This is a genomic window from Piscinibacter sp. PDB1-1 (assembly GCF_056675995.1).
The window spans coordinates 1,335,791-1,359,646 of the sequence record NZ_JBWVZJ010000001.1 but is presented as its reverse complement, the minus strand read 5'-3'; the positions used below and the strand labels follow the sequence as shown (position 1 = coordinate 1,359,646).

The window sequence follows — 23,856 nt, the reverse complement described above, 5'->3', positions numbered from 1 at the left end:
GCACTCGCGGCGGCAGCACGACAATCACCAACTTGGTGACGTTTTCAGCAATTGGAGTTCAAGGATGGAATGCACGGTCAACTGGGTGGCTGCAAGCGGGATGGCGTTCATGGCCGAAACCGGCAGCGGTCATGTGTTGGTAATGGATGGCGCGCCAGACGGTGGTGGGCGCAATCTCGCTCCTCGGCCGATGGAGACCGTGCTCGCTGGTACCGGCGGCTGCGCGGCCTACGATGTGGTGCTCATCCTGAAGCGCGGTCGGCATGCCGTCGAAGGCTGCCAGGTGAAGCTGACATCTGAGCGCGCGACTACCGATCCGAAGGTCTTCACGAAAATCCACATGCACTTCGTCGTCGCGGGCAAGGGTGTGCCCCAGCAGGCCGTCGAGCGCGCCGTGCAGATGTCCCACGACAAATACTGCTCAGCCACCTTCATGCTGGGCAAGACAGCCGAGATCACGACGAGCTTCGAGGTGGTCGACGCCTAAGTGCTGGGTTGAGGCGCCGCGAGGTGCATCAAACGTAGTGCGCTGTCGTCGTCATCACCTTGGCTGCAGCCCGCATGGCCAGGCGAACCGGCGCCGGCAACTCGGGCGCGCCATCCTTGCGCGCCTGGGCGCCGTGGCGGGCTTCGTCTTCCTTCATCTGCTGCACGATGGCGCGCGATTCGGCGTCTGATGCCGGCAATCGATCGAGGTGCGACGCGAGGTGCTGTTCGACCTGCCTTTCGGTTTCTGCCACCAAGCCCAGGCTGACCTCGTCGCCCATGCGGCCGGCCACCCATCCAATACCAAATGCACCTGCGTACCAGAGCGGGTTCAAAAGGCTGGGCCGGGAGTTCAGTGCGCGCAGGCGATCCTGCGTCCATGCCAGGTGATCCGTCTCTTCTCTGGCCGCCCGCGCAAGGCTCTCGCGAAGGTCTGGGTTGCTCGTGGCGAGCAATTGCGCGCTGTACAGCGCCTGCGCGCAGACCTCGCCGACGTGATTCACCCGCATCAATGCACCTGAAAGCCGCGTCTCTTCGGCGCTCAATGGAAGCTCACGTTCACCCGCGCGAGGCGCCGGCCTCGAGGCCGAATTCGCGGCGAAGACGGTCCGCAGGGCATTGTCGGCAGCCGCCAGCCAGTCATCCAGAACCGAGCGTTCGCGCGCATGAGGCATGTTCATGCCCCCGAGGTTACCCTAGTCAAAAAGAGTCGCCTGCGATGGGTTTTGAACGGGCGTACACAGCGCATTTCGCCTCTGAGCACGGCATTTTCCCTCGTTGTTGACTCGCAACAAACCTCAGTCAAACAGGCCGCGAATCTTTGCAACCCGCGGAGCCCTCTGGTGCAATACGCCAACTTCCGCTGAGGAGTTTGCGGTCCAGTCACCCCACGCAGAAGGGGTAGGCGAGGGCCTTTTATCCAACCTAGGAGATAGTCGCAATGAAAAAATCTCTTCTCGCTCTCGCAGTGCTGGGCGCGTTCGCTGGCACGGCTTCGGCGCAATCGTCGGTCACCATCTACGGCATCGTTGACGCCGCTGTGCGTTACACGACCAATGCTGGCGCAGACGCCGCTTCCAATGGTGAGTCGATCACCACGGTGGCTCCTGGTGGCCTGTCGCAAAGCCGCCTGGGCTTCAACATCAATGAAGACCTGGGTGGTGGCCTGCGTGCTCTGGCCAATTTCGAACACCGCTTCAACTCGGACAACGGCAACGCATCTGCCGCCGACTTCTGGCGTCAGTCGTGGGTTGGCCTGCAAACCGGCTTTGGCCGCGTGACGATCGGCCGTCAGTACAACGTGCTGTTCGATGCCTACACCGGCACCTACCCGTCGTTCAAGTACTCGCCGTACATCGAAGCGTTCAAGCCTGAAGTCGGCTTCTCGCTGGGTGCGCGCAATGACAACATGGTCAAGTACGCCATCACTGTTGGTGGGTTCTCCGGTGAAGCGCAAGTCAGCGCTGGCGAAGGCAACCCGACGACCGTTGGCGCCAACGGCAAGTCGTGGGGTGGCATGCTGAAGTACGCAGTGGGCCCGTTCGCCGCTGCTGGTGCATACATGGAGTTGGAAGACACAGCCGGTAAGGTCGTGAAGGCAATGACCGTTGGTGGCGCTTTCTCGAGCGGCCCCCTCTACGTGCACGCCGGTTGGGGCCGCAACGACTTTGAGTCGGGCTTCAACACCGCGCTCAATGTCACGCTGCTGGGCTCGGTCGCAGGCGCGCTCCGTATCGACGGCAACGCGAATCCGCTGGCTGCTGCCGCTGACACTCGTGATCTGTACATGTTCGGCGCGACCTACCAAGTGACGCCCGCTCTGAACCTGGGCGCGACCTACTGGTACGTTGAGCAAGATGGCATTGCCCCCAACACCGACGGCGACGCAAGCGCGATCGCCTTCGTTGCGGACTATGCCTTCTCGAAGCGTACCGATGCGTACTTCGAAGTTGACTACTCGAAGATGGGTGACCGCCTCGTGTTCACGAACGGCGCCACCGACCGCACCGGCATCATGCTCGGTCTGCGTCACCGCTTCTGATTCTTGCGTCGGCTGGGCGACGCCGTCGCCTGAGCCGATGTTTGGATTGGAAACGACGGGCCGCTTAGCGGCCCGTTTTTGTTTTTGTGGGTGCCCCTTGTTCATGAGTACTCAAAGTCTTCGGCCTGACGCATGCCGGTGGTCGATAGGCTTGGGGGCCGCCCCTTAGGCGCAGGCGGAATCTAGATGCTTGCGTTCGCTGCCCGGCGCCTCGTTCAAGCTGCGATCGTGATGCTCGCGGTGGCCTTTTTGGCGTTCCTGCTGTTCCAGTACGTCGGCGATCCGCTGACTCACCTGCTCGGGCCCGATGCCACGCCCTCCCAGCGGGTAGCGCTACGTGCGGATCTCGGTCTGGACAGACCTTTCCCGGTGCAATTCGCGCACTTCGTCGCCAACGCGGTGCAGGGAGAGTTCGGCGTGAGTCTTCGTCTGGGGCGGCCCGTGTCTGCACTACTCACGGAGCGCCTGCCTGCGACCGTGGAGCTCACTTTCGTGGCGGCGAGCATGGCGCTGCTGATCGGTATTCCGCTGGGCATCTATTCGGCGATCCGCCCCCGTGCGGCGCTTACCCAGTTCTTGATGACGGTGTCCTTGCTCGGCGTTTCGCTCCCCACCTTCCTCATCGGGATTCTTCTGATCCTGGTCTTTGGGTCGGTCCTGCAATGGCTTCCGACGTTCCAGCGCGGAGAGGTGATCAATCTTGGGGGCTGGTCGACAGGGCTGCTTACAGTGGACGGCTGGCGCCATCTGGTGCTCCCGGCCGCGACTTTGGCTGCATTCCAGATCACGCTGACGATGCGCCTGGTGCGGGCCGAGATGCTCGAGGTTCTGCGAAGCGATTACATACGCTTTGCGCGTGCCCGCGGCCTGCCTGGCCGGGCCATCTACCTCGGCCACGCCCTGAAGAACACCATGATTCCCGTGATCACGATCACGGGCTTGCAGCTCGGCTCCTTGATCGCCTTTTCAATCGTCACCGAGCAGGTGTTTCAGTGGCCCGGCATGGGCCTTCTTTTCATTCAGGCGGTGACCTTCTCCGACATCCCTGTCATGGCAGCCTATCTCTGCCTGATATCGCTCGTCTTCGTGTCGATCAACCTGATCGTCGATCTGCTCTATGTGGCGGTCGACCCACGCTTGCGCATTGGACGCACAGATGTGGCTGTTCGATGATGACGTGCAGCATTCGGTGGAGAAGGATTCTCGACAGCGATCTCTGGTACAGCTTTCGGCGATCGCCGCTGGCCGTTGCTGCCGCACTGGTGCTGCTCGCTTGTGTGCTTGGCGCCGCACTGGCCAATGTGCTCGCTCCTCACAATCCCATGGACCTGGCGACGTTGGACTTGGCCGATGCGCTCTTGCCCCCCGCGTGGGAGGCTGACGGTCGCATCACCTATCCGCTCGGCACCGACGCCCAGGGCCGGGACATGCTCTCAGCCATCATGTACGGAGCACGCATCTCGCTCGTGGTGGGTATCGGGGCGGTACTGGCGTCCCTGCTGATTGGCGTGAGCCTCGGCTTGCTGGCAGGCTACGTCGGTGGTCGAACAGATGCGTTCATCATGCGTGTGTGCGACGTGATGCTGTCGTTCCCAGCGATTCTGGTTGCTCTGCTCGTGGACGGAGTCGGGCGTGCCTTGTTCCCATCAATGCACGACTCGCTGGCGCTTGCCGTGCTGATCGCCGCGATCGCATTGACGGGGTGGGTGCAGTACGCGCGGACCGTTCGGGGCTCGACCATGGTCGAACGCGACAAGGAGTACGTTCAGGCGGCCCGCATCATCGGTGTGCCGCCGTTGCGCATCATGCGGCGGCACGTGCTGCCCAACGTGCTGGGGCCGGTGATGGTGCTCGCCACGATCCAGGTGGGGTCGGCAATCCTCATCGAAGCCACCTTGTCCTTTCTGGGGGTGGGCATGCCGGTCACGTCGCCATCGCTCGGAACGCTCATTCGCGTAGGCGGTGATTTCCTCCTGTCGGGCGAATGGTGGCTCACGATCTTCCCAGGCGCGGCGCTCGTGCTGATCTCACTCAGCGTGAACCTGCTGGGCGACTGGCTACGCGATGCGCTCAACCCGCGCCTGCGCTGACGACGCGATGATGTCGCCGCTGCTCGAGCTGAAAGGTCTGTGCGTCGAGTTCGCGTCGCGGCACGGCACGCTGCGCGCACTCGATCAGGTGTCTTTCGCGATCGCGCCCGGCGAGATCGTGGGTGTGGTCGGCGAATCGGGTGCGGGCAAGTCATTGACCGGGTCTGCGGTCATTGGACTCCTCGATGCGCCGGGTCAGGTGTCGGGGGGGGAGATTCACTTCGACGGTCGACGCATCGACGACTTGCCGGAACGCGTGCGCCGCCAACTGCGCGGAAAGTCCATCGGCGCCATCTTCCAGGACCCGCTGACTTCGCTGAACCCGCTCTACACCGTGGGTCGCCAGTTGATCGAAACCATCCGGACGCATCTGCCGCTGACGGCGTCGCAGGCCCGAGAGCGCGCTATTGCGCTCCTCCAGGAGACTGGCATCTCCGCGGCCGAGCAACGCCTGGAGCAGTACCCCCATCAGTTCTCGGGGGGCATGCGCCAGCGTGTGGTGATCGCGCTCGCCTTGGCCGGCGAGCCCAGACTCATCATTGCCGACGAGCCCACCACGGCACTGGATGTTTCAGTGCAGGCTCAGATCGTGGCCTTGCTCAGGCGCGTCTGCAAAGAGCACGGCGCGGCGGTGATGCTGATCACGCACGACATGGGCGTGATCGCTGAAGCCTGCGATCGAGTGGTGGTGATGTACGCCGGGCGTGTCGTCGAAGTGGGGCCGGTTCAACAGCTAATCCATGCGCCTGCGCACCCGTACACCGCCGGGCTGATGGGAGCGATCCCGTCGATGAAGGAAAGCCGGGAGCGCCTGCTTCAGATCGATGGCGCCATGCCGCGCCTTTCCGCCATACCCAACGGATGCGCGTTTCATCCCCGTTGCCCACAGGTCATGCCTCGCTGCCGGGAGCAGCGCCCTGACTTGATGAATGCGGGTCCGACTCGAGCCGCCTGCTGGCTTCACGAAAGCGAGACGCTGACGTGAGTGATCTGGTCGACGTCCGCGACCTGACGATGCGTTTCGACGTGTCGGCACCGTGGCTGCAGCGTGTGATCGAGCGCCGGCCGCGTCGGTGGGTTCACGCCGTTGACGGGATCAGCTTCACCATCGAGCGCGGCACCACGCTCGGCTTGGTGGGCGAATCGGGGTGCGGCAAGAGCACGGTGGCGCGCATCCTGGTCGGGCTGCTGTCACCCAGCGCCGGCTCGGTTCGCTTTGACGGGCACGACATGCATGCCGGCACATCTAGCGCGGCGGCCCAGCCACTTCGGCGGCGCATGCAGATGATCTTTCAGGACCCCTACGCGAGCCTCAACCCGCGATGGAAGGTCCGAGACATCGTCGGTGAGCCGCTTGACGAGTTCGGGCTGGTGCACAGCGGCACCGAGTTGACTGAGCGCGTGGTCGAACTGCTGGCGTCGGTCGGCTTGGGGCATGGCGACATCGGCAAGTTCCCGCATCAGTTCTCAGGCGGGCAGCGCCAGCGCATTTCGATTGCCCGGGCGCTGGCTGCGCAGCCCGACTTCATCGTGTGCGATGAGCCGACGTCGGCGCTCGATGTGTCCGTGCAGGCCCAGGTCCTCAACATCATGAAAGACCTGCAGCGAAAGCAAGGGCTGACCTATCTCTTCATCTCTCACAACCTGGCTGTCGTGCGGCATGTCAGTGACCGAGTGGGGGTCATGTACTTGGGGCGCATCGTCGAACTGTCGGACAAGGCCAGTGTGTTCGAGCGGCCCCGGCACCCCTACACACGCATGTTGCTGGACGCGATCCCGGATATTTCTTCCACGAGGCGCGAACGTGCGCCCGTGCTGGGAGAGGTTCCGAACCCTCTCAGCCCGCCATCGGGTTGCACATTTCACCCACGCTGCCCGCACGCGAACGAGCGTTGTCGGCGTGAGCGACCGAGCTTGCTGACCCACGCGGGTGTGCAGGTGGCTTGCCACGCCGTCGAGGAACGGCGCCTCTGAGTGGCAACGCGCTTACTGCGCGGCAGATGCGGAAGTGGCGGGTGCAGAGGGAGCCGGAGGAGGGAGTACCAGGCTCCCCTTCTGCCCACAACCGGTCACCAATGCGATGGCGATCAATGCACCTACTGCGCGCAGTCTCAAGTGCGAGGTCGCTACACTGAAACTTGGTTTCTTCATGCAGCGAATTTTAGTGGCCATGAGCGCAGAACTTGCCCCCACCCCCCTGACCGACGCCCAGTTTCATGCCCTGGCGGGCGCCGTGCTGTCTTCGGTTGAGTCGACCGTGGACGGTTGGCTGCAAGACGACGTGATCGATATCGACACGCACCGCACCGGCGGCCTGCTGGAGCTGAGTTTTCCCAATGGCAGCAAGCTGGTCCTGAACACCCAGCCGCCGCTGCACGAACTCTGGATGGCGGCGCGATCTGGTGGCTTCCACTTCAAGTATGTCGCCGATCGGTGGCTCGACACCCGCGATGGCCGGGAATTCTTCGAAGCTTTGTCCGCCTGCGCAAGCGAGCAGGCGGGTCAGCCGTTGAAGTTTTCGGCCTTGAGTTGAGGCTCAGCGCTTGAAGAGATCGAGGATGCTCTTCTTCTCTTCCTCGGTCGGTGCGGCCGGCAGTTTGTCATCAAGGCCCAGACTGCTCACGCCGTTGCCATGTGTGTACTCTTCGTAGTACCACTCGCCACCTAGGTTGACGAGGCCTTCGGGCACAGTGGGCTGATCCACGGGGACGCCTTTGAGCGCTTGCGACATGTAGTCGATCCACACCGGAAGTGAAAGACCACCGCCGGTTTCGCGATCCCCGAGCTTGCGCGGGTTGTCGTACCCGATCCAGACCACTCCGACCACGCTGCGCTGATAGCCGGCAAACCACGCATCCATGGAGTCGTTGGTCGTGCCGGTCTTCCCCTGGATGTCTGGGCGCTTCAGCATGGCTTGCGCGCGCGCTGCTGTGCCGGATCGCGTGACCTCCTGGAGCAGGCTGGACATCACGAACGCGTTTCGCGCATCGATCGCGCGCGTGGTGCCATCCAGGGGCTGAAGCTTCGCTTCGCTGAGAACCCGGCCCTTGGCGTCTGTGATCTTGGCGATCAGGATAGGGTTTATGCGATAGCCCCCATTCGCAAATACGCCGTAGGCCGTGGCCATCTGGAGGGGTGTGACCGAGCCCGCGCCCAGCGCCATGGTGAGGTACGCAGGGTGCCGCTCCGCATCGAACCCGAAGCGGGTAACCCACTCCTGCGCGACTGGTGGCGTGATCGACTGCAGGATCCGGATGGAGATCATGTTCTTCGACTTGGCCAGGCCGCGGCGGATCGACATCGGGCCGTCAAAGCTGCCGTCGTAGTTCTTTGGCTCCCAGGGTTGGCTGCCGGTCGTACCCGCATCGAAAAAGAGCGGCGCGTCATTGACCACGGTGGCGGGCGTGAACCCCTTCTCAAGCGCGGCTGAGTAGATGAAGGGCTTGAAGCTCGACCCCGGTTGGCGCCAGGCTTGTGTCACGTGGTTGAACTTGCTCTTGGCGTAGTCGAACCCGCCCACCATTGTTCGGATCGCGCCCGTGCGCGGGTCCAGAGAGACGAACGCCCCCTCGACTTCGGGCAACTGAGTGATCGACCAGGCGTCCTTGGGGCCCTTGATCAGCCGGATCACCGCCCCGCGGCGGATCTGCGTTTTCGGATTGCCTTTCTCCGCCAACCCGGAAGTGGCGGGCTTCAATCCTTCGCCTGTGATCGTGATCGACTCACCGCTTTGCAGCACGGCCACCACCTTGCGCGGGCTGGCTTCCATCACGACCCCGGCATGCAATTCGTCGTTGTCCGGGTGCTCGTCAAGCGCTTCGGCGATGCGGGCGTCGACGTCCTTCGCATTGGCCGGGAGATCGATGTAGGCCTCAGGCCCGCGATAGACCTGCCGCCGCTCGTAGTCAAGAATGCCCTTGCGCAAGGCCCGATAGGCGACCGACTGCTCAGTCGAGTTCAGTGTCAGGTAGACATTCAAGCCGCGGTTGTAAGCGTCGTCACCGTACTGACTGAAGATCATCTGGCGTGCCGCCTCTGCCACGTACTCGGCATGGACCGCCACTTCCGACGGCGTGCGGTACTTCAAGGTCTCGCTTCGTGCCGCGTCATGCTGTTCCGGCGTGATGAAGCCGTTGTCCAGCATCCGATCGATGATGTATTGCTGGCGCACGGTGGCGCGCCGCGGGTTGTTGATCGGGTTGTAGGCAGAGGGCGCTTTCGGCAGGCCCGCCAGCATGGCGGCCTCTGCGACGGTGATGTCCTTGAGCGGCTTGCCGAAGTAGATCTCACTCGCCGCGGCGAACCCGTAGGCGCGCTGGCCGAGAAAGATCTGGTTCATGTAGACCTCGAGGATCTGCTCCTTGGAGAGCACGCTCTCGATCTTGAGTGCCAACAGCACCTCGTAGATCTTGCGCGTGAAGGTCTTCTCGGTCGACAGGTAAAAATTGCGCGCCACCTGCATCGTGATGGTTGAGGCACCTTGGCTGCGCGATTCTGCGAACTGGGCCAGTCCGGCTCGCAGAACGCCCTTGTAGTCGACGCCGCTGTGCTGATAGAAGCGCGCGTCCTCGATCGCGAGCACGGCGTCCTGCATCACCTTGGGGACTTGCGAGATCGGTGTGAAGTTGCGGCGCTCTTCGCCGAACTCGCCGAGCAGCAGCCCATCGCTCGAGTAGATGCGCATGGGCAGCTTCGGTCGATAGTCCAGCAAGCCGCTGATTTCGGGCAGGTTGGGGTAGGCCACCGCCAACGCCAAGCCGGCAAGCATGACTACCGTCAGGCCGCCCGCCAGAATCAGGCCGCCCATCCACGCCGCACCGCGAGCGAGCCAGCGTCCCCAAGGAGGCAGTGCAGATAACTGACGGGACGAAGAGGCCGCCGATCGATCGGATTCGCTCATGTAACTCCAGAAAAGTCGCCGCGATTATAGGAAGCGCACCCTGCCCATCTTTGGAGTGTGAACTGCTTGGCAAATGCTCCGAGGATGTTTCAGGGAAGACCCGAAGGTGCCAATTTTTGGCGACGTTTTGCGTCAGAGTTTCGCAACTAGACGGGGTTGTGAAAATTGGAAATTTCTTTGTTGTACAAAGACTTTACTGCTAGCATTGAAGTAACTTCTTAACAGTCCAGCGTGTCAAAAACAGAGCGTTGGGAGAGGGCGTCGTGAGCTTCCTAGACATGTTGTTGGGCCGGAAACATCCACCGATGATCGGCTTGGACATCAGTTCATCCAGCGTCAAATTGGTCGAACTGGGGCAGAGTGCTTCCGGCGAATACGTTCTCGAGCGATTCGCTGCCGAGAGCTTCGAAAAGGGCTGGATCACGGACGGACAGATCGAGAAGTTCGATGAGGTCGCTGATGCTGTCCGACGCGTGGTGACCAAGAGTGGCACCAAGACCAAGCACGTGGTGCTGGCCATGCCCCAATCGGCCGTGATCACAAAGAAGATCATGCTGCCCGCGGGGCTCCGCGAAGAAGAGCTGGAGCTTCAGGTCGAGACAGAGGCCAATCAGTACATTCCGTTCTCGCTGGACGAAGTCAGCCTCGATTTCTCCGTTATCGGCCCGAGCCCCACATCGGTGGGCGACGTTGAGGTGCTCATCGCTGCCTCCCGCAAGGATCGGGTTCAGGATCGCCAGGGCTTGGCGGAGGCGGCGGGGCTTAAGCCTGTGGTTCTCGATATCGAGTCCCATGCGTCCCGGCTTGCCATGGGCCGCCTCGTGGAGTCGCTTCCGAACGAAGGGCGGGACGCCCTGGTCGCCTTGTTCGAGATCGGAGCAGATACCACCAGTCTCAAGGTGCTTCGTGACGAGGAGATGCTCTACGACCGTGACCAGGCTTTTGGTGGCTCGCAACTCACGCAACTGATCTCGCGCCAGTACGGGTTCTCTTTCGAAGAGGCAGAGCAAAAGAAACTCGCGTCGGATCTGCCGGAAGATTACGAGACATCGATCCTCGCCCCCTTCGTCGACAGCCTCTCGCAGGAAATTGGGCGGGCGCTGCAGTACTTCTTCACCAGCACGCCTCATCACAAGGTTCACTATGTGATGCTCGCTGGCGGCACGGCCACGCTACCGGGCCTCAAGGATCGGGTGACGGAACTGACCGGTTTCGCGTCCATGGTGGTCAACCCGTTCGAAAACATGAAGCTCGGCTCCGCTGTTCGTGAGAGCAAGCTGCGCCGCGAAGCGCCGTCGTACCTGACTGCTTGCGGCCTAGCCATGCGGAGGTTCCTGCAGTGATCTTGATCAACCTTCTCCCGCATCGGGAAGAAAAGCGCAAGCGGCGCAAAGCGGCGTTCTTCGTCGGTCTCGGTATGGCTGCGGCCGCCGGATTGGCTGTGGTTGGTCTGTGGTACGCGGTCCTGCAGCAAATGACGTCCGCGCAACAGGATCGCAACGCATTCCTGTCGGGCGAGATCCGCAAGCTCGAAGTGCAGATCAAAGACATCGCCACACTACGCGCTGAGATTGACGCGCTCAAGGCGCGGCAAAAAGCGGTCGAAGACTTGCAGATCGACCGCAATGTGCCGGTGCACGTACTCAACGAACTTGTGAAGCAGACGCCCGAGGGCATTTACTACCGAACCATCAAGCAGGACGGTCAGGTATTGAGCCTGACGGGGGTCGCGCAGACCAACGAGCGCGTGTCGGAGTTGCTAAGGAATACCGGCAACAACTCGGAGTGGCTGATGCGCCCAGAGCTCGTCGAAATCAAAGCGGCCAATGTTCAAACGGCGAATCGCGAGCAAAAGCGACTTTTTGACTTCGCATTGCGCGTCAGTATCAAGAGACCGCAGGACGTCGATGCCGCGGCTGCTGCGGCAAGTGCACCCGGAACAGCGACGCAAGGTTCGGCCGCCGTCGCCAAGCCAGTGAAGCCTTAACGAGCGATCTCATGGCGAGCAAAGCTAAATCAGTCAATGTCGATCTGAACTCGGTCTTCGGTGCCGCGGCATCGCAATTCCGGAATCTCAACCCAAACGAGCCGGGGCAGTGGCCCGTCCTCCCCAAGGTGCTGGCCTGGATCGCGCTGGCGATCTTGATGGTGGTTGTGGGTTGGTTCCTGCTGCTCTCTGACTCCAATGACGAGCTCGAAGCAGAGCGTGCCAGGGAGCCGGCACTCAAGCAAGACTATCGAAGCAAATTAGCGCAAGCCGTCAACCTCGAAGAGTTGCGCAAGCAAAAGCTCCAGGTTGAAGAGTACGTGACTCAGCTGGAGAAGCAGCTTCCCGGCAAGGCCGAGATGGATGCATTGCTTTCGGACATCAACCAAGCCGGGTTGGGGCGTGGCCTGCAGTTTGAACTCTTCAGGCCTGGACAGGTTGTGGTGAAGGATTACTACGCAGAGCTACCAATCGCGTTGCGCGTGAGCGGGCGTTACCACGATATCGGCAACTTTGCGGCTGATGTCGCGAATCTTTCACGCATCGTGACGCTTCACGGCCTCACGATCAGCGCGGCGAAAGACGCTGCTGGTCGAGAAGGATCGGGCTTGCTTTCGATGGACGCAACGGCGCGAACCTATCGGTACTTGGACGCGAGCGAGATTCTGGAGCAACGGGACGCAAAGGCTGGAGCGAAGCCGGGGGCGAAGAAATGACCGCGACATCCAAGCGCCAAGGCCAGTATGTTTGCGCAGCCCTATTCTCTGTGTTCTTTGTCGGATGCAGTGGCGAGCAACAAGAACTTCAGCAATGGATTGAGCAGCAGCGTCGCGAGGTCAAACCCAACGTGACGCCACTGTCGGCCCCGAAGAAATTTCTGCCCCAAGCGTACCTGGCTGGCAACTCCGTCGAGCCGTTCAGCGCGCAGAAGCTTACCGTTGCCATTAAGCAGGAAGCCAGGCAATCGAGTTCATTGCTTGCGACAGAAATCAACCGTCGGAAGGAGCCGCTAGAGGCTTATCCGATCGACAGCATGACGATGGTCGGCAGCGTCAGCCGTCAGGGGCGCCCCTATGCGCTGCTGAAGGTGGACAACCTGCTCTATCAAGTCAAGTCGGGCGACTATCTGGGTCAGAACTACGGAAAGATCACGAAGATTTCCGAAACCGAGATTGCGTTTCGCGAGATCGTTCAGGATGCGGCCGGCGAGTGGATCGAACGCACCAACTCCCTTCAGCTTCAGGAGAAGGCGCGATGAAGAATATGCAGGAGATACAGATCATGGGTAAGTTGAGGGCTCGTGTCCTTGCGCTCGCGGTGCTGATCGGGGGGGCGGGAGCGGCATACGCTCAGAACGCGATCCAGTCGATCAGCAGTTCGCAACAAGCCGGCTCGGAGGTGGTTCGCATCGAGTTGTCCGAGCCGCTTCCGGCAGTACCGTCGGGTTTCACGGTTCAGACGCCACCGCGCATCGCGCTGGATCTGCCCAATGTCGGTAACGCGATGGGTCGATCCAATGTCGAGATCAATCAAGGCAATCTGCGCTCCGTGAACGTGGCGCAGGCGGGTGATCGCACACGCCTGGTATTGAATCTGAAGCAGGCGGCCAACTATCGGGCGCAAATTCAGGGCAAGACGCTGCTCGTGGTCATGGATGGGGGGGCTGCGTCCACCACGACACCGAGCGCCGCAGCGACGACCAGCACAGTTCACTTCGCCGAAAGCCAGAATCAGTCTCAACTTGCTCTCAAGGGTGTTGACTTCCGTCGTGGCCCCGATGGTGCCGGTCGGGTCGTTGTCGACCTTCCGAATACTCAGGTTGGCGTAGACATTCGTCAGCAGGGCCAGAGCCTGGTCGTCGAGTTTTTGCGGTCCACGCTACCCGAATCGCTGCGCCGTCGTCTCGACGTCACCGACTTCGGGACACCGGTTCAAGCAATTTCGACCTTCCAGAACGGCGACCGCGTGCGGATGGTTGTCGAGCCGCGCGGATCGTGGGAGCACAGTGCCTATCAGACCGACAACCAATTTGTTCTTGAAGTCCGTCCCCAGAAGACGGATCCGAACAAGCTGGTTCAGGGCCCCGGCTACGCCGGCGAGAAACTGTCTCTGAATTTCCAGAACATCGAAGTGCGCGCCCTGCTGCAGGTGATCGCCGACTTCACCAACTTCAATGTCGTGACCAGCGATACGGTCACAGGCAATGTCACCTTGCGATTGAAGGATGTCCCCTGGGACCAGGCGCTCGACATCATTCTCCAGGCCAAGGGTTTGGGTCTGCGCAAATCTGGCAACGTGATCCTGATTGCGCCGAAGGACGAATTGGCTGCCAAGGAGAAGGTGGATCTGGAATCCAAAGCCCAGATCGCCAGCCTCGAGCCGTTGCGTACGCAGTCGTTCCAGCTGAACTACACCAAGGCGGACGATATCGCCAAGGGGTTGACTGGTCAGAGCGCCGGTGGAAGCGGCGGGTCGAATGTGACTCGGATCCTTTCGTCTCGTGGCAGTGTCATCGCCGAATCTCGCACCAATCAACTCTTCGTCAGCGACATCCCGTCGAAGCTCGAAGAAGTGCAATCGATGATCGCGAAGATCGACGTGCCGGTTCGGCAGGTGCTGATCGAGGCGCGCATCGTCGAGGCCGGCGATACGTTCGGCCGGTCGCTCGGTGTTAAGTTGGGTTCAACCGACCTCCGTGGCCTCAACGGCGGTGTTGCTGGCTACCCAGTTGGGAATGGCAATAACGTGACGGCTGGCGGTACGATGAATGCCATCGGTTTGCAGACCGGCCAGATCAGCGGCACCTCGATCCCCATGGTGGATACGCAATATGTAAATCTGCCTGCCGTGGGCCAAAACAGCTACAACGCGGCCACGTTTGCTGTGTCGCTCTTCAGCGCAGCGGCGAACCGATTCCTCAACCTCGAAATTTCCGCCCTCGAAGCCGACGGCAAGGGCAAGATCGTTTCGAGCCCTCGCGTCGTAACTGCCGACCAAGTGAAGGCTTTGATTGAACAGGGCGAAGAACTCCCGTATCAGACGGCGACGTCGAGCGGCGCGACGGCACTCCAGTTCCGTAAGGCCAACTTGAAGCTTGAGGTGACTCCACAAATCACGCCGGAAGGCAACGTGATTCTGGACGTGGACGTGAATAAGGACAGCGTGGGACGTGCTACCGCAGCGGGCTTCGCGATCGACACCAAGCACGTGCGGACCCAGGTCCTGGTGGAAAATGGCGGCACGGTTGTGATCGGCGGGATCTTCACGCAGAACGAGCGGGATGATGTTACTAAGGTGCCATTGCTGGGCGACATCCCCGTGCTGGGCTATCTGTTCAAAACGAAAACTCGCTCCACGTCGAAGACTGAACTCTTGGTGTTCATTACGCCCAAGGTAGTTACAGATCGCTCCGCGGCTCGCTGACCGGGACATTCAAATGAAGACAATTGCATTCAAATCAGTACTCACAATCGCCGTTCTTGTGATCGGGCTCTCAGCGTGCGGCGGAGGCGACGACGATCAAGCTGGACAACAGGCTGAGTTTCAGGTGTCGCCTGCCGAGTTAGATATTGAATCTCCCACTGCAGATTGCCCTCCGATCAAGGCGGGTGACTTTGTGATCGCGGGCGGCGTGGCGCCATACACCGTGTTTAGCCCACACCAGCAGGCCGTCCAATTCAGTGAGGGCGGCGGCGAAGCGCCGACCCATGTTCAATTCGAAGTCTCGGATCGCAACAAACAGTTCGCAGTGTTCATCGCAGGGTGCTGGGATCCGGCTACTGTTACGGTACAAGACAAACTTGGCCGTACTATAGGCCTCAAGATTTCATACGCTGCCTCTGGTGCCAGCTGAGGCGGACATCGTCGACTCGGACTTAGTACCAACAATCACCAGCGTTGCCTTGGTAGGAATGCCGGGGAGCGGGAAGTCGACGGCAGGACGTCAGCTCTCGAAGCGGCTCGGATGGGTGCTGGCTGATTCAGACTCTCTGCTCGAAAGGCGTATCGGAATGCCGATACGCCTTTTCTTCGAGCAACAAGGTGAGGCTGCCTTCAGGGATCTCGAAGAGACTTTGATTGACGAGATATCACAGCGGCCGCGCACTGTGCTGAGTACCGGTGGCGGCGCTGTGCTGCGGCCGGCCAATCGCGAACGCCTCCGCGAGCGGTGTCACGTCGTCTATCTTCATTCCTCGCCAGAAGAGCTGTACCGCCGACTCCGAAATGACTCGGTCAGGCCCTTGCTGCAGGTAGACGACCCGTTGGCGCGGCTACGCGACCTGTTTGCCGCACGCGATGGGCTCTACCGGGACGCTGCGCACTTCGTAGTCGATACCGGGCGTTCGTCGATGCCGTCTCTCGTGAACATGATCCTCATGCAGCTTGAGTTGGCTGGCGCGATCGATCCTGCGATGGTGCCGTCCCCGGTCGTTCCTGCCAAGGACGCGCAGGACTGATTGCGCTGCTTCGCTACACTGGCGGGCATGTCAGAACACACCGGACACGTCGACATTTCGCTGGGAGATCGCAGCTACCGCATCGTCCTCGGGGCCGGCGTGCTCGCCGATGCCGGGACCTTCCGCGACTTGCCCAAGGCATCGACCGCTGTCATCGTCACGAATACGCTGGTATCAAGGCTCTACGGCAGATCCCTGGAGTGTGTGCTGCGCCAAACCTATGGCACGGTGCAGATGATCGAACTCGAGGATGGTGAGCAATTCAAGGAATGGGGTTCTCTCAATCAGATCTTTGAGGCGATGTTGCAAGCGAAGTGCGACCGCAAGACCATCGTCTTCGCATTGGGCGGTGGTGTAGTGGGCGACGTCGCAGGATTCGCCGCCGCCTGCTACATGCGAGGCATCCCTTTCGTTCAGGTGCCCACGACCTTGCTGGCGCAGGTCGACTCGTCAGTCGGTGGCAAGACGGCAATCAACCATCCGCTCGGCAAGAACATGATCGGTGCGTTCTACCAGCCCTTGCGTGTGATTGCCGACCTCGACACGTTGGATTCCTTGCCGGACCGCGAGCTTGCGGCGGGCCTAGCTGAAGTCATCAAGTACGGCCCGATTGCCGACGATGATTTTCTCTCCTGGATCGAGGCCAATCTCGATGCACTCTGGGCAAGAGACAAGCCAGCGCTGGCGTATGCCATCAAGCGCTCGTGCGAGATCAAGGCCTGGGTGGTGGGGCAGGATGAACGCGAGACGGGCTTGCGCGCGATTCTGAATTTCGGCCACACCTTCGGCCACGCGATCGAGGCGGGGCTGGGTTACGGTCGTTGGCTACATGGCGAAGCGGTGGGGTGCGGCATGGTGATGGCCGCTGATCTCTCTCATCGCCTGGGGCTCATCAATGCAGATTATGTAGGCCGCCTGACTCGACTGATCGAGCGAGCCCGGTTGCCCATTATTGGCCCGGCGCTCGGCCCCGATCGGTATCTGGAGCTCATGCGCGTAGACAAGAAGGCCGAGGGCGGAGACATCCGCTTCGTCGTGATCGATGCGCCAGGGCGCGCGTCGCTGCGCGCGGCGCCAGATGCCATGGTGCGTGACGTGATCGCGGCGCACACCGCCTGACTCCACGGCGGCCGGCGTCGATCGCAATGCTCCAACCCTATGCGTGCTGGCCGGAGGCAACGCGTGGTCGCCGGCACCGTGAACAGCCCGCACCGACCCGCAGCGACTTCCAGAGAGACCGTGACCGCATCGTGCACAGCACGGCGTTTCGGCGTCTGGTCTACAAGACACAGGTGTTTCTGAACCACGAAGGCGACCTGTTCCGCACACGGTTGACGCATTCGCTGGAGGTCGCCCAGCTCGGTCGGTCGATAGCGCGGTCGCTGGGGCTCAACGAAGATCTGGTCGAGGCCATCGCACTCGCGCACGACCTTGGTCACACGCCCTTCGGTCACGCGGGTCAGGATGCCTTGAACGAATGCTTGCGCGGAGCCGATGAGGCGTCTGGCGGTTTCGAGCACAACCTTCAGAGCCTTCGAGTCGTGGATTCGCTCGAGGAGCGCTATCCCGAGTTCGACGGGCTCAACCTGTGCTTCGAGACACGAGAGGGCATCCTGAAGCATTGTTCGCTCAGGCACGCTCAGCGGCTGGAAGCCAAGGAGCCGCACGGCGTGGGCCGCCGATTTCTGGATCGAACCCAGCCCAGTCTGGAAGCCCAGCTGTGCAACCTGGCCGATGAGATCGCCTACAACGCCCACGATGTCGACGACGGGGTTCGGTCGGGCCTCATCACGATCGAGCAAGTGGACGAGGTGCCGTTGTTTGCACGGTTCAAGCGGAAGGCGAAGTCGACGCACCCCCATCTCACTGGCCGCCGCCTGCTGTTCGAGAGTATCCGCCTGATGCTCTCGGCGCAGGTCTACGACGTTCTTGAGGCAACGGGCGCAAGGCTTCGCGACGCTTCCCCGCGCAACGTCGACGACGTCCGCAGCAGCGCCCCGCTCGTTTCCTTCAGCGAGGGCATGGCGCGCGAAAGCATCGAACTCAAACGATTCCTGCGAGCGAATCTCTATCGTCATCCCCAGGTGGTCACGAATACCGATTGGGCGAAAGACGTGATCAGGGCGCTCTTTGCAGCCTACCGCGAGCACCCCCCCGAGGGTACGGAGGCCCGCGGCTCGTCTCTTCGGGCTGTGGCGGACTACATCGCCGGGATGACGGATCGGTTTGCGTTGCGTGAGCATGAACGCTTGTCCGGCCACCGGCTCTTCGACTGAGAGTTGAATGGCACGCCTTCCGCGCCTGTGCGTTCCGGGCTGGCCTCATTTGGTGCGCCAAGTCGGGCACAACCGGCAGGCGGTCTTTCTCGATGACGTCGATCGAGGTCAGTTTGTCGGGCATCTGCGTGAGGCCGTGGCTGAGGCGGGCGTAACCATCCATGCTTACGGCCTGTTCGACAGCGAAGTGCGACTGCTTGCCACGCCGGACGAAACCGTCAGCCTGAGTCGCCTGATGCAGAGCCTGGGGCGCCGATACGGCTCAGCGTTCAATCGCCGACACAAACGGTCGGGTAGCTTGTGGGGGGGGCGCTTCCGCACCACCGTGATCGATCCGGAACAGCACTTGCTAGCCTGCATGCTGTACGCGGAAGGGATGGCGCAGCCTGCGGAACTTGGCACCGGGATGGGGAGGGGCTACCTGTGGTCTAGCGCCCGACATCACTTGGGCTTGTCGGCGGACCCATTGGTCGGTGATCACTTGGGGTATTGGTTGCTCGGGAACACGCCATTCGAACGTGAGGCTTCATACAAGGCGCTGATTGAGCGAGCGCTGACTTCCGATCAGGCCGATTTGATATCGGATGCGCTCGACAAGGGTTGGCCATTGGGCGTCAATCCTGAATTCAAGCGTCGGCTCGCCGAGGCGACAGACCGGCGCATCGAGCCGCTCCCCCGCGGGCGGCCGCCAAGTGGCGCTCGTCTATCTGACCCCAATTAATCGATCTTGCGTCACAAAGCTAGCTAACAGGGGTCTGACCCCATTTAAATCAAGTTGTGACGCCTGGTGCGCTGCAGTATTCTTCGGGTTATCCACACCATGAGACGGAGTGCGCCATGAACAAGGCCGCCCAAGGCACTGCTGCCCCTGAAGAATTGCGTGACGCGGCCGAACACGGCCTCTACAACCCCGCCAACGAGCACGATGCCTGCGGTGTCGGTTTCGTCGCCCATATCAAGGGCCACAAGGCGCACCACATCGTCGAACAGGGTCTGAAGATCCTCGAGAACCTCGACCACCGGGGTGCTGTCGGTGCCGATGCGCTGATGGGCGACGGCGCGGGCATCCTGATCCAGATCCCCGACGAGTTCTATCGCGCCGAGATGGCCGCCAAGGGCATCGAGCTGCCCCCGCCCGGCGAGTTTGGTGTCGGCATGATCTTCCTGCCCAAGGAGCACGCCTCCCGACTGGCCTGCGAGCAAGCTGTCGAGCGCGCCATCAAGACCGAAGGCCAGGTGTTGCTTGGCTGGCGTGATGTGCCGGTCGACGCCGAGATGCCGATGTCGCCGACCGTGCGCGCCAAGGAGCCGATCATTCGCCAGGTCTTCATCGGCCGGGGCCCGGATGTCATCGTGCCCGATGCACTCGAGCGCAAGCTGTACGTCATCCGCAAGACGGCTTCGAGCGCCATCCAGCGCCTCAAGCTCACGCACAGCCATGAGTACTACGTGCCCAGCATGAGCTGCCGCACCATCATCTACAAGGGTCTGCTGCTCGCCGACCAGGTGGGCAAGTACTACAAGGATCTGCAGGACTCGCGCGTGACCTCGGCGCTTGCCCTGGTGCACCAGCGCTTCTCGACCAACACCTTCCCCGAGTGGCCGCTCGCCCACCCGTACCGCATGGTGGCGCACAACGGCGAGATCAACACCGTCAAGGGCAACTTCAACTGGATGCGTGCTCGCGAAGGCGTGATGAAGTCGCCGGTGCTGGGCGACGACCTGCAGAAGCTCTACCCGATCAGCTTCGAAGGCCAGTCCGACACTGCCACCTTCGACAACGCCATCGAACTGCTGACGATGAGCGGCTACTCGCTCGCGCACGCCGCGATGATGATGATCCCCGAGGCGTGGGAGCAACACACGACGATGGACGAGCGCCGCCGCGCGTTCTACGAATACCACGCCGCAATGATCGAGCCGTGGGACGGCCCCGCGTCGATGGTCTTCACCGACGGGCGCCAGATCGGTGCCACGCTGGACCGCAATGGCCTGCGCCCGTCGCGCTACATCGTCACTGAAGACGACCTGGTGGTGATGGCCTCGGAGTCTGGCGTGCTGCCGATGATCCCCGAGAACAAGATCGTCAAGAAGTGGCGCCTGCAGCCGGGCAAGATGTTTCTGATCGACTTCGACCAGGGCCGCATCATCGACGACGAAGAGCTGAAGAACCAGTTCGCGCTCGCCAAGCCCTATCGCCAATGGATCGAGAACGTGCGCGTCCGGCTCGACTCGATCGAGGGCGAATCGGCAGCACCCGCATCCTTCAGCGAATCGCTGCTCGACCGCCAGCAAGCCTTCGGCTTTACGCAAGAAGACATCAAGTTCCTGATGAGCCCGATGGCGCAGGCCGGCGAAGAGGGCACCGGTTCCATGGGCAACGACTCGCCGCTCGCGGTGCTGTCGGACAAGAACAAGCCGCTCTACAACTACTTCAAGCAGTTGTTCGCGCAGGTCACCAACCCGCCGATCGATCCGATCCGTGAAGCGGTCGTGATGTCGCTCGTGTCGTTCATCGGCCCGAAGCCCAACCTGCTCGACATCAACGCGATCAACCCGCCGATGCGGCTCGAAGTGAGCCAGCCTGTACTCGATTTCGACGACATGGCGCGCCTGCGCCAGATCGAGAAGCACACCAACGGCAAGTTCAAGAGCTACGCGCTCGACATCACCTATCCGCTCGGCTGGGGTGACGAGGGCGTGGAGGCGCAACTTGCATCGCTGTGCGCTGAATCGGTCGACGCCATCAAGAGCGGCCACAACATCCTGATCATCAGCGACCGCTTGATGGACCGCAACAAGGTGGCGATCCCTGCGCTGCTCGCGCTGTCGGCCGTCCACCAGCACCTGGTGCGTGAAGGCCTGCGCACGACCGCCGGCCTGGTGGTCGAGACTGGCTCGGCGCGCGAGGTGCATCACTTCGCCGTGCTTGCAGGTTACGGCGCCGAGGCCGTGCACCCGTACCTCGCGATGGAGACGCTCACCGCGCTGCACAAGGAGTTGCCCGGTGACCTGTCGGCCGAGAAGGCCATCTACAACTACGTGAAGGCCATCGGCAAGGGCCTGTCGAAGATCATGTCCAAGATGGGCGTGTCGACTTACATGTCGTACTGCGGCGCGCAGCTCTTCGAGGCCATCGGGCTGGAGAAGGTGCTGATCGACAAGTACTTCCGCGGCACGGCCAGCCAGGTCGGCGGCATCGATGTGTTTGATGTTGCCGAAGAGGCCATCCGCATGCACAAGGCCGCCTTCGGCGACGACCCGGTGCTGGCCGGCATGCTCGACGCCGGCGGCGAGTACGCCTGGCGCACCCGCGGTGAAGAGCACATGTGGACGCCCGATGCGATCGCCAAGCTGCAGCACAGCACGCGCGCCAATCGCTTCGACACGTACAAGGAGTACGCGCAGATCATCAACGACCAGTCGCGCCGTCACCTGACGCTGCGCGGCTTGTTCGAGTTCAAGTTCGATCCCGCCAAGGCGATCCCGATCGACGAGGTCGAGTCTGCTGCCGAGATCGTCAAGCGATTTGCCACCGGCGCGATGTCGCTCGGCTCGATCTCGACCGAAGCCCATGCCACATTGGCGGTGGCGATGAACCGCATCGGCGGCAAGAGCAACACCGGTGAGGGTGGGGAAGACCCTGCCCGCTATCGCAACGAGCTGAAGGGCATCAAGATCACCGACGGCACAAAGCTGTCCGACGTGGTTGGCGGCAAGGTGGTCGAGGCCGACTACGACCTGAAGGCCGGCGACTCGCTGCGTTCGAAGATCAAGCAGGTGGCGTCTGGCCGCTTCGGTGTCACCACCGAGTACCTCGCGTCGGCCGACCAGATCCAGATCAAGATGGCCCAGGGCGCCAAGCCGGGTGAGGGCGGGCAGCTGCCGGGTGGCAAGGTGTCTGACTACATCGGCATGCTGCGCTACTCGGTGCCGGGCGTGGGCCTCATCAGCCCCCCGCCCCACCATGACATCTACTCGATCGAAGACCTGGCGCAGCTCATCCACGACCTGAAGAATGCCAACCCGCGCGCCGACATCAGCGTCAAGCTGGTGTCCGAGGTGGGTGTGGGCACCATCGCCACCGGCGTGGCCAAGGCCAAGGCCGACCACGTGGTGATCGCGGGCCATGACGGTGGCACGGGCGCGTCACCCTGGTCGTCGATCAAGCACGCGGGTACGCCATGGGAGCTTGGCCTCGCAGAAACGCAGCAGACGCTCGTGCTCAACCGCCTGCGCGGCCGGGTGCGCGTGCAGGCCGACGGGCAGATGAAGACAGGGCGCGACGTCGTCATCGGCGCACTGCTGGGTGCTGACGAGTTCGGTTTCGCCACGGCACCGCTGGTGGTCGAGGGCTGCATCATGATGCGCAAGTGCCACCTCAACACCTGCCCGGTGGGGGTGGCCACGCAAGACCCGGTGCTGCGCGCCAAGTTCCAGGGCCGCCCCGAGCATGTGGTGAATTACTTCTTCTTCGTCGCCGAAGAAGCGCGCCAGATCATGGCGCAGCTGGGCGTGCGCAAGTTCGATGACCTGGTGGGCCGCGCCGATCTGCTCGACACCAAGAAGGGCATTTCGCACTGGAAGGCCAAGGGTCTCGATTTCAGCCGCGTCTTCCACCTGCCGGCTGCACCGGCCGAGGTGGCACGCCGCCACGTCGAGAAGCAGGACCATGGCCTGGCGCGTGCGCTGGATGTGCGCCTGATCGAGAAGTGCAAGCCCGCTATCGAGCGCGGCGAGAAGGTCCAGATCATCGAGCAGGCCCGCAACGTGAACCGCACGGTGGGCGCGATGCTCTCGGGTGAACTCATTCGCCACCGCCCCGAAGGCTTGCCCGACGAAACGGTGTTCATCCAGACCGAAGGCACCGGCGGCCAGAGCTTCGGCGCCTTCCTGGCGAAGGGCATCACGCTGTACCTGATCGGTGACGCGAACGACTACACCGGCAAGGGCCTCTCCGGCGGCCGCGTCGTGGTGCGTCCGAGCATCGACTTCCGGGGTGATGCGTCACGCAACATCATCGTCGGCAACACCGTGCTCTATGGTGCCACCAGCGGTGAGGCGTTCTTCCGTGGTGTTGGTGGCGAGCGTTTCGCCGTGCGGCTCTCGGGTGCGACCGCGGTTATCGAAGGCACGGGTGACCACGGCTGCGAATACATGACCGGCGGCACGGTGGCCGTGCTGGGCAAGACCGGGCGCAATTTCGCCGCGGGCATGAGCGGTGGCGTGGCCTACGTGTACGACGAAGACGGCAAGTTCGCCTCGCGTTGCAACACCTCGATGGTGTCGCTCGAGAAGGTGCTGACGGCCGCTGAGCAAGAAGGCGCCTCAGAGAAGGCGGTGTGGCACCGTGGTGAGACCGACGAGGCCATCCTCAAGAAGTTGCTCAACGACCACCACCGCTGGACGGGCAGCTTGCGTGCGCGCGAGATCCTCGACCAGTGGAGCGAAGCCCGCGGCAAGTTCGTGAAGGTCTTCCCGAACGAATACAAGCGGGCGCTGGGTGAGATGAGCGCAGCCAAGGAAGCCGGCGACACGATCGCTCGCGCCAAGGGCAGCGACAACAAGGCGGGCGGCAAGAGCCGCGCCAAGGCCTGAGCCACCACCAGCCGCGACGAG

At 62.1% G+C, this 23,856-nt stretch carries 21 protein-coding genes; 18 read left to right on the top strand and 3 right to left on the bottom strand.

The features are described 5' to 3' along the window. The first annotated feature begins 64 nt into the window (after positions 1–64). Entirely contained in the window at positions 65–487 is a 423-nt protein-coding gene (locus AC1KAR_RS06185) for an OsmC family protein (RefSeq protein WP_480315580.1), read from the top strand. Positions 488–515: 28 nt separating this feature from the next. Here the strand turns inward: AC1KAR_RS06185 and coq7 are convergent, their stop codons facing one another. Beyond that, positions 516–1,160: a 2-polyprenyl-3-methyl-6-methoxy-1,4-benzoquinone monooxygenase gene (gene coq7 / locus AC1KAR_RS06180; RefSeq protein ID WP_480317783.1), complete on the bottom strand. Its 645-nt coding sequence runs from the start codon at positions 1,158–1,160 to the stop codon at positions 516–518. A 266-nt stretch (positions 1,161–1,426) separates the two neighbouring features. Here coq7 and AC1KAR_RS06175 point away from each other — a divergent pair, with 266 nt between their 5' ends. The 5 genes from AC1KAR_RS06175 (at position 1,427) to AC1KAR_RS06155 (ending at position 6,591) form a co-directional block, all read left to right on the top strand. Beyond that, positions 1,427–2,527, top strand: a complete 1,101-nt coding sequence (locus tag AC1KAR_RS06175) for a porin (RefSeq protein WP_480315579.1) — start codon at positions 1,427–1,429, stop codon at positions 2,525–2,527. A 186-nt stretch (positions 2,528–2,713) separates the two neighbouring features. Beyond that, the gene (locus AC1KAR_RS06170; protein WP_480315577.1) at positions 2,714–3,700 is read left to right on the top strand and encodes an ABC transporter permease; all 987 of its coding nucleotides are present in this window, start codon (positions 2,714–2,716) and stop codon (positions 3,698–3,700) included. Continuing rightward, on the top strand, positions 3,697–4,617 hold the full coding sequence (locus AC1KAR_RS06165) for an ABC transporter permease (protein WP_480315575.1): 921 nt from the start codon (positions 3,697–3,699) through the stop codon (positions 4,615–4,617). The genes AC1KAR_RS06170 and AC1KAR_RS06165 overlap by 4 nt, the downstream gene beginning before the upstream one ends. Before the next feature lie 7 nt (positions 4,618–4,624). Next, the gene (locus tag AC1KAR_RS06160; RefSeq protein ID WP_480317781.1) at positions 4,625–5,602 is read left to right on the top strand and encodes an ABC transporter ATP-binding protein; all 978 of its coding nucleotides are present in this window, start codon (positions 4,625–4,627) and stop codon (positions 5,600–5,602) included. A 29-nt stretch (positions 5,603–5,631) separates the two neighbouring features. Then, complete coding sequence (locus tag AC1KAR_RS06155; protein ID WP_480317779.1) at positions 5,632–6,591, top strand: ABC transporter ATP-binding protein; 960 nt, start codon at positions 5,632–5,634, stop codon at positions 6,589–6,591. 12 nt (positions 6,592–6,603) lie between these two features. Here the strand turns inward: AC1KAR_RS06155 and lptM are convergent, their stop codons facing one another. Then, positions 6,604–6,768: an LPS translocon maturation chaperone LptM gene (gene lptM, locus AC1KAR_RS06150; protein ID WP_480315573.1), complete on the bottom strand. Its 165-nt coding sequence runs from the start codon at positions 6,766–6,768 to the stop codon at positions 6,604–6,606. Between lptM and cyaY the strand changes: the two genes are divergently transcribed. Beyond that, the gene (gene cyaY / locus AC1KAR_RS06145) at positions 6,698–7,150 is read left to right on the top strand and encodes an iron donor protein CyaY (RefSeq protein ID WP_480315571.1); all 453 of its coding nucleotides are present in this window, start codon (positions 6,698–6,700) and stop codon (positions 7,148–7,150) included. The two genes, lptM and cyaY, sit on opposite strands and share 71 nt — an antisense overlap. A 3-nt stretch (positions 7,151–7,153) precedes the next feature. Here the strand turns inward: cyaY and AC1KAR_RS06140 are convergent, their stop codons facing one another. Continuing rightward, on the bottom strand, positions 7,154–9,517 hold the full coding sequence (locus AC1KAR_RS06140) for a penicillin-binding protein 1A (protein ID WP_480315569.1): 2,364 nt from the start codon (positions 9,515–9,517) through the stop codon (positions 7,154–7,156). A gap of 278 nt (positions 9,518–9,795) precedes the next feature. On the opposite strand from AC1KAR_RS06140, the gene AC1KAR_RS06135 reads away from it, so the two are divergent. The 11 genes from AC1KAR_RS06135 (at position 9,796) to AC1KAR_RS06085 (ending at position 23,835) form a co-directional block, all read left to right on the top strand. Continuing rightward, on the top strand, positions 9,796–10,860 hold the full coding sequence (locus AC1KAR_RS06135; protein ID WP_480317777.1) for a pilus assembly protein PilM: 1,065 nt from the start codon (positions 9,796–9,798) through the stop codon (positions 10,858–10,860). Beyond that, positions 10,857–11,504 (top strand): PilN domain-containing protein, encoded by a 648-nt coding sequence (locus AC1KAR_RS06130; RefSeq protein ID WP_480315567.1) that lies wholly within the window; start codon positions 10,857–10,859, stop codon positions 11,502–11,504. Before AC1KAR_RS06135 ends, AC1KAR_RS06130 begins: the two co-directional genes overlap by 4 nt. A gap of 11 nt (positions 11,505–11,515) precedes the next feature. Then, positions 11,516–12,220, top strand: a complete 705-nt coding sequence (locus AC1KAR_RS06125; RefSeq protein WP_480315565.1) for a type IV pilus inner membrane component PilO — start codon at positions 11,516–11,518, stop codon at positions 12,218–12,220. Beyond that, entirely contained in the window at positions 12,217–12,762 is a 546-nt protein-coding gene (locus tag AC1KAR_RS06120; protein WP_480315563.1) for a pilus assembly protein PilP, read from the top strand. The genes AC1KAR_RS06125 and AC1KAR_RS06120 overlap by 4 nt, the downstream gene beginning before the upstream one ends. Further along, entirely contained in the window at positions 12,759–14,927 is a 2,169-nt protein-coding gene (locus tag AC1KAR_RS06115; RefSeq protein WP_480315561.1) for a type IV pilus secretin PilQ, read from the top strand. Before AC1KAR_RS06120 ends, AC1KAR_RS06115 begins: the two co-directional genes overlap by 4 nt. Before the next feature lie 13 nt (positions 14,928–14,940). Next, positions 14,941–15,357, top strand: a complete 417-nt coding sequence (locus tag AC1KAR_RS06110; RefSeq protein WP_480315559.1) for a hypothetical protein — start codon at positions 14,941–14,943, stop codon at positions 15,355–15,357. Further along, positions 15,347–15,961, top strand: coding sequence for a shikimate kinase (locus tag AC1KAR_RS06105; RefSeq protein WP_480315557.1), 615 nt, complete (start codon positions 15,347–15,349; stop codon positions 15,959–15,961). The genes AC1KAR_RS06110 and AC1KAR_RS06105 overlap by 11 nt, the downstream gene beginning before the upstream one ends. A 27-nt stretch (positions 15,962–15,988) precedes the next feature. Further along, positions 15,989–17,080 carry a 3-dehydroquinate synthase gene (gene aroB, locus AC1KAR_RS06100; protein WP_480315555.1) on the top strand — a complete coding sequence of 364 codons (1,092 nt, stop codon included), beginning with the start codon at positions 15,989–15,991 and terminating at the stop codon, positions 17,078–17,080. Positions 17,081–17,106: 26 nt separating this feature from the next. Next, positions 17,107–18,237, top strand: a complete 1,131-nt coding sequence (locus AC1KAR_RS06095) for a deoxyguanosinetriphosphate triphosphohydrolase (RefSeq protein WP_480315553.1) — start codon at positions 17,107–17,109, stop codon at positions 18,235–18,237. Positions 18,238–18,244: 7 nt separating this feature from the next. Further along, positions 18,245–18,958 (top strand): transposase, encoded by a 714-nt coding sequence (locus tag AC1KAR_RS06090; RefSeq protein WP_480315551.1) that lies wholly within the window; start codon positions 18,245–18,247, stop codon positions 18,956–18,958. A gap of 116 nt (positions 18,959–19,074) precedes the next feature. Further along, positions 19,075–23,835: a glutamate synthase-related protein gene (locus AC1KAR_RS06085; protein WP_480315549.1), complete on the top strand. Its 4,761-nt coding sequence runs from the start codon at positions 19,075–19,077 to the stop codon at positions 23,833–23,835. Positions 23,836–23,856: the final 21 nt, after the last annotated feature.